The sequence below is a fragment of the Aliidiomarina sp. genome, from assembly GCF_022565475.1.
Taxonomy (GTDB): Bacteria; Pseudomonadota; Gammaproteobacteria; order Enterobacterales; family Alteromonadaceae; genus Aliidiomarina.
In genome coordinates this window covers 1-13,516 of the sequence record NZ_JAIUMR010000006.1, presented here as the reverse complement: position 1 = coordinate 13,516, position 13,516 = coordinate 1, and the positions used below count along the sequence as shown (strand labels likewise).

Here is a 13,516-nt window from a genome sequence, read left to right as displayed (position 1 = left end):
TGAATGGCAATAAGTATTTTATAAGTTCAAATTGCCATCCTGAATGACATATTAGCACACATAATGACATTTTCAATATCTTTTTGTCATTTAGGATGACTTTTTTCTTGGGGTGGTTATGGTTAAGTGTCATTTAGCAAGAATGATGGGTGAGCGAAAACTCAAAATTATGGATGTTGCGCGCGACACCGGATTGAACAGAAACACCGTCACGCTACTGTATAAAGAAACCGCACAGCGCATCGATTTTTCAGTGATAGAAACGCTTTGTCGGTACTTTGATTGTGAGGTTGGGGAGCTACTTGAGCTGGTGGATGATTAAGCTCTTGAGGTAATAAAGAACAACATCAGCAGCCTTAAAAGCACACGAGCAACAAAAAAACGTAACGAATGAAAGCAGGGATTAAATAATGACGAGCAACCAACAACGTGCCGCACTACAACGCCAAATCTGGGCCATTGCCAATGACGTACGCGGTTCAGTAGACGGATGGGATTTCAAGCAGTACGTGCTCGGTACTTTGTTCTATCGGTTTATTAGCGAAAACTTCGCTGCATACATTGAGAACGGTGACGAGAGCATCAACTATGCAGCGCTTGATGACTCGGTGATTACCGATGACATCAAAGACGATGCCATTAAAACCAAAGGCTACTTCATCTACCCCAGCGAGTTGTTTGTGAACGTGGCTAAAAACGCCAACAACAACGAAAGTCTAAACACCGACCTTGCTCGAATTTTCGGCTCCATTGAGAACTCAGCTAATGGCTACGCTTCTGAGCAAGATATTAAAGGTTTGTTTGCCGACTTTGACACCACTAGCAATCGCTTAGGCAATACCGTTAAAGACAAAAATTCGCGTTTAGCGCATGTGCTTAAAGGGGTCGCAGGACTTGATTTTGGCAACTTTGAAGACAATCAAATTGATTTATTCGGCGATGCTTATGAGTTCTTAATTTCAAACTATGCCGCAAACGCCGGTAAGTCAGGTGGTGAGTTCTTTACCCCACAGCATGTCTCCAAACTGATTGCGCTGTTAGCTATTCATGGGCAAGACCGCATTAATAAAATTTATGACCCAGCAGCGGGCTCCGGCTCGTTGTTAATGCAAGCAAGAAAGCACATTGATGTGCACAGCATTGAAGAAGGATATTTCGGCCAGGAGATTAACCACACCACCTACAACCTTGCGCGCATGAACATGTTCTTGCACAACATTAACTACGACAAGTTTGATATTCAGCTAGGCAATACACTGACCGACCCACGCTTTGCCGACGAAAAGCCGTTTGATGCGATTGTTTCTAATCCGCCTTACTCAGTGAAATGGATTGGCAGTGACGACCCAACACTGATTAATGACGAACGTTTCGCTCCAGCGGGCGTTCTGGCACCCAAGTCGAAAGCCGATTTTGCCTTTGTACTGCATGCACTGAGTTACCTTTCAAGTAAAGGCCGTGCGGCTATTGTTTGCTTCCCTGGCATTTTCTATCGTGGCGGTGCCGAACAAAAGATTCGCCAGTATCTAGTGGAAAATAACTACGTTGAAACGGTTATTTCTCTGGCACCAAATTTGTTCTTCGGCACTACCATTGCTGTGAACATTTTAGTGTTGTCAAAACACAAGCAAGACACCACCACGCAGTTTATTGATGCGAGCGGTTTATTCAAAAAAGAAACCAATAACAACATTCTGACCGACGCCCACATTGACGAGATTATAAAGGTGTTCGCCAGCAAGGAGAATGTTGAGCACTTTGCGAAATCGGTGCCGAATGAGCAAGTCGCCAGCAGCGACTACAACTTGTCGGTGAGCAGCTATGTCGAAGCCAAAGACACCCGTGAAGTGATTAACATTAGCGAACTCAACGCCGAGCTAAAGACCACCGTTGCCAAGATTGAACAATTGCGTGCAGATATCGATGCGATTGTGACTGAGATTGAAGGAGCGTGAAATGAGTGATCTAAGTTTCGTTGAGCGGTTGTTGGATGGAATCGAGGTAAAGTGGGTACCCATTAGTAAAGTGATGCAGCGCACCAGTAATATAAGTTGGCGAGAAGTTAATCGTGATTATAAGTATATCGATTTGTCTTCTGTCAGTATTGAAACGAAGCAAATCACAGGAACATCATGGATATCATCAAATAACGCTCCAAGTCGTGCCCAGAAGCTCGTTGAAAAAAATGATGTGATTTTTGCGACTACTCGGCCAACCCAAATGCGCTATTCTCTGATTGGTGAGGAATATCACGGACAAGTAGCCAGTACTGGCTACTGTGTGTTGCGTGTTAAAGGCGATAAGGTGCTACCAAAATGGATTTTACACTTGATATCATCGAGCGAATTTAAAAGGTATCTTGAAGATAATCAGAGCGGTTCAGCCTATCCAGCAATTTCTGACGCAAAAATTAAGGCTTTCGAAATCCCAATCCCTTGCGCTGAAAATCCAGAAAAGTCGCTGCAAATACAAACTGAAATCGTCCGGATCCTGGACACATTTACCGAGCTAACCGCCGAGCTAACCGCCGAGCTAACCGCCGAGCTTAGAGCTCGCAAAAAGCAATACAACTACTACCGCGATAAGCTGCTCAGTTTTGAAGACCATGAGGTGGACTGGAAGTCTTTGGGGGAGCTTGCAGAAAATTTGGATTCAAAAAGAAAGCCGATCACGAGCGCTCTCAGAGAAAGTGGTGATATTCCATACTATGGCGCTTCAGGCATTGTTGATTACGTAAAGGAATATATTTTCGACGAAGATTTGCTACTAGTTTCTGAAGATGGAGCGAACTTATTAGCCCGAAACACACCCATTGCATTCAGTATTACCGGTAAGACTTGGGTAAACAACCACGCCCATGTGTTGAAATTCGAAACATATGCAGAACGCAGATATGTTGAATACTATCTGAACAGTATTGATTTAACCCCCTATATATCAGGCGCTGCTCAACCTAAGTTAAATAAAAAGAACTTAGAGAGTATTCCCATTCCGAATCCTTCTTTAGCGGTAAAAGAAGAAATTGTGCTCACTTTAGACAAATTCGACGCCTTAACCAACTCAATCACCGAGGGTCTCCCGCGCGAAACGGAGCTACGGAAAAAGCAGTATGAGTATTACCGTGACATGCTGTTGAATTTCCCCAAAGCTGAAGAGGGAGATGCATGATATGGGAATGACGCTGGCCGAAATTGCTCAACAGCTGAGCACGCCAAAGACAGTAAGAAAAACTGTCCCCGATAACACGAAGGAAATTGACGAAGTTAAACCTGTTCCGAAGGTACAACTGATCTACGCCTTCAATGGCACAGGCAAAACCCGCTTGTCGCGAGAGCTTAAACAGCTGATTGACCCCAAGTCTGACAGAGATGATGAAGACGATACGGGCGAGTTATCACGCAAGAAAGTTCTCTATTACAGCGCTTTTACCGAAGACTTGTTCTATTGGGATAACGATCTGGAAGAGGATGCGGAACCCAAGCTTATAATTCAGCCTAATACGTTCACTGATTGGGTGCTGAAAGAGCAAGGTCAGGATATGAACGTCATCACTACGTTTCAACGTTATACCATTGATAAGCTCACGCCTCGATTCAATGTAGAGCGAAAAGAAAATACCAAAAACAAGAACGGTGATGAAGTAAATATTACTATTAAGGCTTTCTCAGAAGTTACCTTTTCGATTGAGAGCGGCGATGCAGAACACTCGGGATCCTTAAAAATCTCCAAGGGTGAAGAAAGTAACTTTATCTGGAGTCTTTTTTATACATTGCTTGAGCAGGCTATTTTTACGCTAAACGATATTCAACCAGACTACCCTGAAGCCACTCCATTTGACAGCCTGGAATATGTGTTTATCGATGACCCTGTTAGCTCGCTGGACGATAACCACCTGATTCAATTGGCGGTGGATTTAGCACAGCTAATAAAATTAAATAAATCCAGTATAAAGTTCATTATTACGACGCATAATCCACTTTTCTTCAACGTGCTTTGCAATGAGTTCGGAAGCGATGATAAAACGGAGCACTATAAATGGAAGTCGAAATGGTTCAGCAAGTTACGTTTGGACAAAAATGAGGACGGTAGCCTCGAGCTGTTGAAGCAACCGAACGACTCTCCGTTTTCATATCATCTGCACTTGATATCGCAGCTTGAAGAGGCAATAGAGAGCGGGCAGATTGAAAAGTATCATTTCAACCTTTTGCGAAACCTACTTGAAAAGACGGCAACATTTCTTGGCTATAAAAGGTGGGAACACCTTCTGCCACGCGAGGAGAATGGTTTACCTAACCCGTACGCAAAAAGAATTATAAACCTATCAAGTCATTCCAAACATGCTGCTGACGAAGCTCAGTCCTTGAAGCCGGAAGAAAAGAAAGCTCTTGAAGGCCTGGTTAAGCACATTGTTGAGCAACATCGATTTTGGCAGGAAAGCCTCTAAAGCAAGGAAGCTTATATGAATAATGGGATTGAAATTTACACAACCGACGACGGTCAAGTGCAGTTACAGCTTCGGTTGGAGCAAGAAAGTCTGTGGCTGACTCAAACGCAGATGGCGGAGTTATTTGAAACATCAAGTGATAACATCAGTTTGCACTTGAAGAACATATATCAAGAGGGCGAACTGCAAGAGCAGTCAACTACCGAGGATTTCTCGGTAGTTCGACAAGAAGGTAAACGGCAGGTAAAGCGGCGGATCAAACATTACAATCTCGATGCCATTATTTCCGTCGGCTATCGCGTAAGTTCAAATCGCGCAACACAATTCCGTATTTGGGCCACTCGCACACTCAAACAACACCTTATCGAAGGTTACACGATAAACCAGCGTCGGTTGCAAGAGCGAGGCGTTGAGTTTGAACAAGCCATTGCCTTACTTTCTCGTACCCTAGCGAGCCAGCAGCTAGTGAATGATCAAGGCCAGGTTGTACTTGCCGTTATTAACGACTACGCACGCAGTTGGAGTTTACTTCAGGGTTATGACGAACAAAACCTGAGCTCACTCAGTAACAAGCAAACGGACATGCGGTCGTTAGATTGGGATGATGCACTTACCGCTCTCGCCGAACTCAAAAAGACACTAATCAAAAAAGGCGAAGCCACTGAGTTGTTCGGCCAGCTTCGCGGCGATGGCTTGGCTTCCGCGCTGGCCACGATTGAGCAAGGCTTCGCCGATGAGTTATTTTACCCAAATGTTGCCAGCCGCGCGGCTCACCTACTTTATTTTGTGATCAAAAATCACCCGTTGGCCGATGGCAATAAGCGCACTGGCTCATTTTTGTTCTTGTGGTTTTTGCGAGCAAATCAACACCTGTTAGCAAAGCCCGTTGAGCAATTGATTAATGACAATACGCTGGTGGCTTTAGCGCTACTTGTAGCCGAGAGCTTGCCCGACCAAAAAGAGCTGATGATTCGTTTGGTTGAACATTTTATTTTGTTAAAAGCGGACGATAAAAGTGGGTAGTTACATTTTGGAACCAACCACTCGAATTCATTTCACTAAAGCGCTGCAGCAGAAAAAGGACACAAAGGAATGAGCACATACACGTCGATTGCTGAATCAAACAATTTCATCGTACTGGATAGGTACGTGAAGCAATGGGAAGTCGCTGAAAGCTACCAAAGCGAAAGCGATTTAGAGCGCGAGCTGATTCGAGACTTGGTGAATCAAGGCTATGAATACGTGCCTGGTTTGACGAATCCCGAAGCGATGTTGGCGAATGTACGGGTGCAACTTCAGGCGTTGAATAACGTTACTTTTAACAACGGCGAATGGCTGCGGTTTGTCGAAACTTACCTTGATAAGCCAAGTGACAACAGCACGGACAAAACACGGAAAATTCATGACGACTACATTCACGATTTTGTGTTTGACGATGGCCGCATTCAAAACATCTACTTGCTTGATAAAACGACCGTTTCTCGCAATAAAGTACAGGTGATTAAACAATTTGAGCAAACAGGATCACACGCGAACCGCTACGACGTGACGATTTTGGTCAACGGCCTGCCGCTGGTGCAGATTGAGCTGAAAAAGCGCGGAGTGGCCATTCGTGAAGCATTCAATCAGGTACACCGATACAGCAAAGAGAGCTTCAACGCCGAAAGTTCGTTGTTTAAATACTTACAGCTATTTGTGATTTCCAATGGCACCGACACGCGCTACTTTGCCAACACAGTACAACGCAACAAGAATACCTTCGATTTCACCATGAACTGGGCAAAGTCAGACAACGGCCTGATTAAAGATCTAAAAGACTTCACCGCGACATTCTTTCAGAAAGACACCTTATTGAAGGTATTACTGCATTATTCGGTATTTGATGTGAGCAATACCTTGCTGGTGATGCGGCCCTATCAAATTGCCGCCACCGAACGTATTTTGTGGAAAATTAAGAGCTCCTACCAAGCCAAGACTTGGAGTGACACTGAGAGTGGCGGCTATATTTGGCATACCACAGGCTCGGGTAAAACCTTAACCAGCTTTAAAGCAGCACGGCTAGCAACCGATCTTGAATTCATCGATAAAGTATTCTTTGTGGTGGACAGAAAAGATCTCGACTACCAAACCATGAAGGAATACCAACGCTTCTCGCCCGAGAGTGTTAATGGCTCGGACAGCACCGCTGGCTTAAAGCGAAATCTGGCTATGGATGACAACAAGATTGTTGTCACTACGATCCAGAAGCTTAATAACTTGATGAAAACAGAACGCGACTTGCCGATTTATCGCCAGCAGGTGGTGTTTATTTTTGATGAATGTCACCGCAGCCAGTTTGGTGAAGCACAGAAAAATCTGCAGAAGAAATTTAAGCGATATTATCAGTTCGGTTTCACAGGTACACCAATATTCCCGCAAAATGCACTTGGTGCTGAAACCACCGCCAGCGTGTTTGGCCGTGAGTTGCATTCGTATGTGATCACAGACGCGATACGCGATGAGAAAGTATTGAAGTTTAAGGTGGACTACAACGACGTGCGTCCACAATTCCGTGGCATAGAAACTGAGCAAGACGAGAAGAAGTTAAGTGCGGCCGAGAACAAACAAGCCTTGTTGCACCCCGACCGTATCCGCGAGATCACCCAGTATATTTTGACTCACTTCCGGCAAAAAACGCACCGCATGAAGGCGGGGGGCAAAGGGTTTAATGCTATGTTTGCCGTAAGTAGTGTCGATGCTGCCAAGTCGTATTACGAAGCATTTAAACTACTACAAGAAGATGCTGAGCGGCCGTTACGTGTGGCGACAATATTCTCGTTTGCGGCGAATGAAGAGCAAGACTCAGTTGGCGAAATACCCGATGAGAGTTTCGAAGTCTCAGCCATGAATAGCAGCGCCAAAGAGTTCTTAAATGCAGCGATTGCCGACTATAACTCCATGTTCAAGTCCAACCATGGCGTGGATAGCAATGGTTTTCAAAACTACTATCGTGATTTAGCGAAACGAGTTAAAAACCAAGACGTTGATCTGTTGATCGTGGTAGGTATGTTCCTGACGGGCTTTGACGCCCCATCCCTCAATACCTTGTTTGTGGACAAAAACCTGCGTTACCACGGACTGATCCAGGCCTATTCCCGGACCAACCGCATTTATGATGCCACGAAGACTTTCGGCAATATTGTCACTTTCCGAGATTTAGAAAAAGCGACTATCGACGCTATTACCTTATTTGGTGATAAGAACACCAAAAATGTGGTGCTGGAGAAGAGCTACACAGAATATATGGAAGGCTTTACCGACGTGGTTACGGGTCAAGCACGGCGAGGCTTCATGGAAGTTGTAAGCGAGTTAGAGCAGCGTTTTCCGAATCCCGATGAGATTGAGTTAGAAAAGGACAAAAAGGACTTTGCCAAGTTATTTGGTGAGTTTTTGCGCGTTGAAAACATCTTGCAAAATTACGATGAATTCGCCAGCCTCAAAGCACTGCAAAAAATCGATACCAGTGACGCTGAAGCTGTTGAGGCATTCAAGATTGAACATCACTTAAGCGACGACGATATTGCAACATTGCAAACCATACGGATACCACCCGAGCGTAAAGTTCAGGACTATCGCTCTACTTATAACGATATTCGCGATTGGATTCGCCGTGAAAAGGCAGCTGAGAACCAAGCGCAATCAACGATTGATTGGGACGACGTTGAGTTTGAAATTGACTTGCTGAAGTCACAGGAAATCAACCTAGACTACATTCTTGAACTCGTCTTCGAGCAGAACAAGAAAAACAGAAGTAAAGGCGACCTGATTGACGAAGTCCGCCGCATGATCCGCGCAAGTTTGGGCAATCGCGCCAAAGAAACCCTCGTCGTCGACTTCATTAACCAAACCAACCTAGACGAGATGCCCGACAAAGCTGGCATTATCGATGAGTTTTTCAAATTCGCCCAAGCCGAACAAGCTCGAGAAGCTGAAGAGCTTATTCGCTCAGAAAACTTGAATGAAGATGCCGCCAGGCAATACCTACGCGCGTCGCTACGCCGCGAGTACGCCACCGAAAACGGTATCGAGCTTAGCTCAACACTGCCGAAACTAAGCCGGCTGAACCCAGAATACAGAGCAAAGAAGCAGTCGGTGTTTCAGAAGATCTCGGCGTTCGTGGAGAAGTTTAAGGGTGTTGGCGGGTCTGTCTAACTAGGGATATTTATACAGATTAGTACCCATAACATAACAATCATTAGCTCCCCGCATCTCGATTTTAGGATCGAAGAATAGAAGGCCATAAAAAATGACGATCTCGACATATAAGGAGTTCATTAGTGGTGTAAAGCGACACCCAGAGAATTTTTATATCATTCATTATTCATGTCAGAGCCTAAATGATGAAAATGAGGGGTTATCACCACGAATTACATCGATAGCTGTACAGCATTTGTCAACGGATCAGACTGTAAGCTTTTCAATGCATGCGGTAGCCGAAGAGTTAAGAGTCCCGAAAGACGATGTTAAGTCGCGAATGGATGAAGTTGAAACCGTGCTTCTTAGGGAGTTCAATGAATTTATAAGAGACCGGCGAGATAAGTACTGGATTCATTGGAATATGCGAAATCTCACTTATGGCTTTGAACACCTACAGCATCGCTATCGCGTCCTCACCGGTACTGAATTAGCTGCTATCCCGGTAGAGCGAAGGATTAATCTGAGCGACATGCTTAGGCTTAGGTACGGTAGCGGATATGTACCTCATCCTCAGCTTATAAACCTAATGGAAATAAATGGTGGGCGGCATCGACACTTTTTAACTGGAGCCGAGGAAGTCGAAGCTTTTTCCGCTGGGGATTATATGAGAATGCATGGCTCAACTCTATGTAAAACTGGGTTTTATCGAAGAGTCATTAATAAATTAATCTCTGGCAAACTAAAAACTAAATCGAACAGTATCGGGGTACTAGTAGACCGATTGTTAGAGAGCCGCATCGCAAAAGTGATAGCTCTAACATCGGCCCTATTTGGTATTATGACTAGCATTCTATTGATGCTATAACAACGCAAAGTCTAAAGGCGCCAGTGGCGGGAATTAAATATTGCCTCCATCACGAACGCTATTGATACCTCACATCAAGGATAATAATGATTGTTGAAGCGCAACATAAAAGCGAGCTACAACATCGTCAGGTTTAATAATTCTGAATTTAAGGACAGTAATATGGATCACCTAATAATTAAGGTCTCAGAAGGTAGTTTACAGTGGTCTCTTGAGTCAAAACTACCAGAAAATTTAGGCCGTTTAGTCGACGTTTATATTCAAAAGCGTGACAAAAACGAAATCATGAGGATTTATTTAAATACCGGCTTTTATAAGTGCGATGACAGAAACCTCGTTCACTTAGCTCCTTTTGTTAACAACAGTAATAGTGACGACCTGCAGTTAATGCTCTGGGGCGAAGAAGAATGTTTTGATAAGTATTTCAAACGCCCTGATGCCGTCAAAAGCATCAGAGCTCTTCTAGAATCGGTGGACGAACTTCCAGACTCTATCCTTAAGCGTGTAACTCCTGAAAAGCAATGAGCTAATTCACAAGTAACCCAGTAAAACCGAAAAACGTGGTGTTATTTCAGGGGAAAGATCACCTGAATTCGGGTTTAATAATTACTCTCGTACAAATAGGATTTTGGATTGGTCCTCTTAGCCCTCCCGCTTTAATTTATAGTAGTACCAAGAAAACGCTGGTAAGCAATATCAAAGACTCCTAACTCTCAGGAATCATAATCGCCAGCAAGTGGCAAACAAACTTGAACCCATTGCTAGATTTGCGCGGCATGGTGTCTTTTTGGGACGGATCCCTTGGGTAAAGAAAATGCACGTAAACCCGGCCCAAGGGAAACTTCCTGGTTTTCACAGGGTTATTTGTCATGCTTATCGTCAAGCATTGATCTACCTGCTTCCATGTCTTCAAAGCATCTGTCGCATACTCCTCGGGTGGGTCGAGCCTAATTTTCCAGTCCTCCGCTATGGTTAACTTCGACGCAACCTTCATAAATCTCTCAAAAGTCGCAACATCATTAAAAATGATATAACTATGACTGTTCATTGCGTTCGTGACTACAAAGTTTATTAACCAGACTAGTTCTACCTTAGAGGCCTTATACAGAACTCGTGCGCGCCGGATGATTGTGTCTGCCTTCGCCTGCTCCAATGCTGAGGGAGGTGGGATCGGCGCCAATTTATTTTTAGACCCGCTAGGAAAAAGACGAGGGCTGCCTTTCGTCGTCGAGAGACCCGCCAATTCTCGCGCGCTCTCAAACCACAAGAATAGCTGCGCGGCGTCGACACCCAGCTGAACAGTCACTTGTGTAAGAGTTTTGCCTCGCTCTATAGATTTTAGTGCGCTTAAACATTCCTGATAGGTCACTTTTCGTGGACTCAATTGAAACTCTACCCCACCAGCCGCTCGCTCCTGGCCGAGTTTACTTGCTGCTTTTTTACCGCAAAGCAGCTCAATGAGCACCGCTTGAATCTCTTCGTTTTCGGGATGATCAGTGGCACAACGCCGCGTAATGATGTGCTTTGAAACATCGGCTAAGGCTTCCCAATAGTCGCGATGCATGCTTTCTTGGTTTTTCGTCAAATGTTCGAAAAGTACGATATCCGTAAAATGCATGTAGTTATGAAAGGTTATTTTCGGACTGAGATGACCAGCAAATGTGGCAATTTGATAGATGACATCTCTACCGACTAGCGTTTGAAAATATTTTCGAATCATTGCAGTTTGTGCTTTCTCATAAGGTAATGCACCAGCAAGTAGGCTTGAGCAAAGCACGGCCTGAAATACGGAAATCGCCTTGTGCCGAAGATGATAGGTATGCACAGATTCACCACAAATACGAGTCAACGGCTTACTAAACTCTCTGTGAAAATCCATAAGTGTATATGGCAAATTTGCGTTCGCGCATGAAGGAAAAAGTAAATAGTTTCTCTTTTCCCCAATGTCATGTGCGCGCCGCGTGAAGTAGCGCTTAAAAAGGCAGAACTCTTTCGGCGGTAGCATAATCGACAAAGGGATTTTTCTTCTCGCTGAGTATGTTTTATTCGTACCGTATTGATTCTCCCTGATGAAAATATAATGCTCAGCTGACGGCTCTACATCCTTGACGCGAAGCTTAATGACTTCAGAAGGCCTGAGCCCACAGCGAGCCATTAGGATTAAGCACAGAACAAGTCCCTCTCCTATTAAGTTTTGGTGGTCTGGGTTTGAGCTGATTTCATTGCAGAGCGTTACAAAGTTCGTTTCACTAATCACGTAATTACGCACGTTCTGAACCGAATTAAATTGCCCGCGACTTGAATCAGGCAGTTCCAGACCAAACACCTTATGGTTGAATGCGAAAAGTTGATTTAGAACGCCGGCTTTTTCGCCCGCAGAAACGTTATCCTCAGACGCTTTCATTAACAGATCGAATAACCTCGTCATTTGGCTCGAATTCAGCTTTTCAACTGCCAAGTCATCTGTTTCTGTCAGCCAGGGGGCTGCGATATGGGAAAGATAAGTGTTTGCGGAAGAGATTGCCCAACCTTGGTTGCAAATTCCGTGAATCATGAACTCCAGCAACAGCATTTCTGCAAGTGAATGCTCACATTCATTCAAAGCTAACAGTTCATCAATTACTCTTTCCCTCGGAATCAATTGTTCTTTGCTATCTTTGATACGAAGTGCACGACGCAATCTCGAGAGAAAGCTTTTGCTACTGATACTAGGCTTGCCTTTAATGTGAGCGGTTACCGTTCGAGTACTCTCAAGAGTGTCGCTTTTCCCTGGTTCAGTTTCTGACGACGTCGCCCCCCACAAACTTTGTAATGATGATGCGCTTATACTGATTGAGCTAGTCTCTCCTGTCATGAAACGCGCTAAGTACGCAGGCAAAGCAATTTGTGCGCTGTCTATTACAAACATTGAAGCCGCTTTACAGAATTGCTTCATACTTGAGAAAGATTGATGCGTCGTCCTCTTAGTGACCCGCTCGTTAATGATTTTGAGCAGCGCTTTCTCTGTAATTGAGCCGAACTGCCTCTTTTTCGGCTCTTTCACTAATGCGTAAATGGCCGCTAACGTGTGGGGATCTGGAAACCACCTCAGAAAGCTTTTATTCCTCTCTTCTGCCGTTGGCTCACAATTAAACTCTACGTAACAACCGATTTGGCATACTTGCAGTTCAACACTATCCGTTGCAACTCGCCTCACTAGTTCTACCAAGTATTGAGGTTTTGCTAGGCCTCCGCGCGAGCTCGCTAAAATAACTAATCTCGCTACTTTTTCTGAGCGTAGCAAAAAGCCGGTGTGGTCTGTTAAGTCAGTGATACTGGTCTCAAAGAGCTTGGAGAATGTTGCGGCTATGTCGAATGCTTTTTTACTCCATGGTGACGTCTCCCGCTGATTCGTTATCATAACGTCACCTCCAATGCATTTACATCCAGCATTTGGAGCTGTTGCTCAATAGCATTAGAAACTTTACGAAGCTCAAGGGTCTCAAGGGTGCTGAATCGGGAAAATGACTCATCCAGTAGGTTTTCATGCGCCATAAATGCGTCGACTGCACTAACATCAACATGTGATTGGCTCGCTAAATGTTGACGAATCCAGTGCCGATGCCAATTTGATGAACCGGGTATAGGTGAGCTGCAGTGATCCCTCACCGTGCTAGCACTATAAAATGTAATGCCTCTTGTACTTCGTAACCGAAATAGAGGGGCTTCACCAGACAAGCTCTGCTTAAGTTTTTCTGCTTCACTGGGGTGACTGTATTTAACTATGCCGGTGAAGTCTTCCAAGAACGAGAGGTAGTAGCGTATTTGCAATTGGCTAAGTATGTTTAGAGGAACTAATCGACTAGCCTCTTCACGCGCCTTTTTATCCTGAATCCATACCACTTCGCGATTGAGATCAAAATTACGGCTATTTGCATTCTAGGGTTGGAATCACTGTTTTTCAATCCTAATTCAACTTCTGTCAACTAGTCCCTGACTGGTTGGATTTATTAAACTAAGAAGGTGTTTCTTGTAGCTATGGTCTGGTTGGT

Annotated in this window: 9 protein-coding genes; 8 read left to right on the top strand and 1 reads right to left on the bottom strand. The window is 44.4% G+C overall.

What is annotated here, in order from left to right:
• Window positions 1-118 precede the first annotated feature (118 nt).
• The 8 genes from LAT77_RS06530 (at window position 119) to LAT77_RS06495 (ending at window position 10,010) form a co-directional block, all read left to right on the top strand.
• On the top strand, window positions 119-322 hold the full coding sequence (locus tag LAT77_RS06530) for a helix-turn-helix transcriptional regulator (protein WP_290563758.1): 204 nt from the start codon (window positions 119-121) through the stop codon (window positions 320-322).
• An 88-nt stretch (window positions 323-410) separates the two neighbouring features.
• Window positions 411-1,955, top strand: coding sequence for a type I restriction-modification system subunit M (locus LAT77_RS06525; protein ID WP_290563757.1), 1,545 nt, complete (start codon window positions 411-413; stop codon window positions 1,953-1,955).
• A gap of 1 nt (window position 1,956) precedes the next feature.
• The gene (locus LAT77_RS06520; protein WP_290563756.1) at window positions 1,957-3,168 is read left to right on the top strand and encodes a restriction endonuclease subunit S; all 1,212 of its coding nucleotides are present in this window, start codon (window positions 1,957-1,959) and stop codon (window positions 3,166-3,168) included.
• Between the two features lies 1 nt (window position 3,169).
• On the top strand, window positions 3,170-4,444 hold the full coding sequence (locus LAT77_RS06515) for an AAA family ATPase (protein WP_290563755.1): 1,275 nt from the start codon (window positions 3,170-3,172) through the stop codon (window positions 4,442-4,444).
• A 15-nt stretch (window positions 4,445-4,459) separates the two neighbouring features.
• On the top strand, window positions 4,460-5,467 hold the full coding sequence (gene rhuM, locus LAT77_RS06510) for a virulence protein RhuM/Fic/DOC family protein (protein ID WP_290563754.1): 1,008 nt from the start codon (window positions 4,460-4,462) through the stop codon (window positions 5,465-5,467).
• Window positions 5,468-5,536: 69 nt separating this feature from the next.
• On the top strand, window positions 5,537-8,635 hold the full coding sequence (locus LAT77_RS06505; RefSeq protein ID WP_290563753.1) for an HsdR family type I site-specific deoxyribonuclease: 3,099 nt from the start codon (window positions 5,537-5,539) through the stop codon (window positions 8,633-8,635).
• Between the two features lie 94 nt (window positions 8,636-8,729).
• Window positions 8,730-9,485 carry a hypothetical protein gene (locus LAT77_RS06500; protein ID WP_290563752.1) on the top strand — a complete coding sequence of 252 codons (756 nt, stop codon included), beginning with the start codon at window positions 8,730-8,732 and terminating at the stop codon, window positions 9,483-9,485.
• A gap of 162 nt (window positions 9,486-9,647) precedes the next feature.
• Window positions 9,648-10,010: a hypothetical protein gene (locus LAT77_RS06495; RefSeq protein ID WP_290563751.1), complete on the top strand. Its 363-nt coding sequence runs from the start codon at window positions 9,648-9,650 to the stop codon at window positions 10,008-10,010.
• Window positions 10,011-10,191: 181 nt separating this feature from the next.
• Here the strand turns inward: LAT77_RS06495 and LAT77_RS06490 are convergent, their stop codons facing one another.
• Window positions 10,192-12,885, bottom strand: coding sequence for a site-specific integrase (locus LAT77_RS06490; RefSeq protein ID WP_290563750.1), 2,694 nt, complete (start codon window positions 12,883-12,885; stop codon window positions 10,192-10,194).
• Window positions 12,886-13,516 lie beyond the last annotated feature (631 nt).

Coding starts and splice junctions, on each gene's coding strand:
- LAT77_RS06530 (WP_290563758.1), top strand. CDS start 119: ATGGTTAAGTGTCATTTAGCAAGAATGATGGGTGAGCGAAAACTCAAA.
- LAT77_RS06525 (WP_290563757.1), top strand. CDS start 411: ATGACGAGCAACCAACAACGTGCCGCACTACAACGCCAAATCTGGGCC.
- LAT77_RS06520 (WP_290563756.1), top strand. CDS start 1,957: ATGAGTGATCTAAGTTTCGTTGAGCGGTTGTTGGATGGAATCGAGGTA.
- LAT77_RS06515 (WP_290563755.1), top strand. CDS start 3,170: ATGGGAATGACGCTGGCCGAAATTGCTCAACAGCTGAGCACGCCAAAG.
- rhuM (WP_290563754.1), top strand. CDS start 4,460: ATGAATAATGGGATTGAAATTTACACAACCGACGACGGTCAAGTGCAG.
- LAT77_RS06505 (WP_290563753.1), top strand. CDS start 5,537: ATGAGCACATACACGTCGATTGCTGAATCAAACAATTTCATCGTACTG.
- LAT77_RS06500 (WP_290563752.1), top strand. CDS start 8,730: ATGACGATCTCGACATATAAGGAGTTCATTAGTGGTGTAAAGCGACAC.
- LAT77_RS06495 (WP_290563751.1), top strand. CDS start 9,648: ATGGATCACCTAATAATTAAGGTCTCAGAAGGTAGTTTACAGTGGTCT.
- LAT77_RS06490 (WP_290563750.1), bottom strand. CDS start 12,885: ATGATAACGAATCAGCGGGAGACGTCACCATGGAGTAAAAAAGCATTC.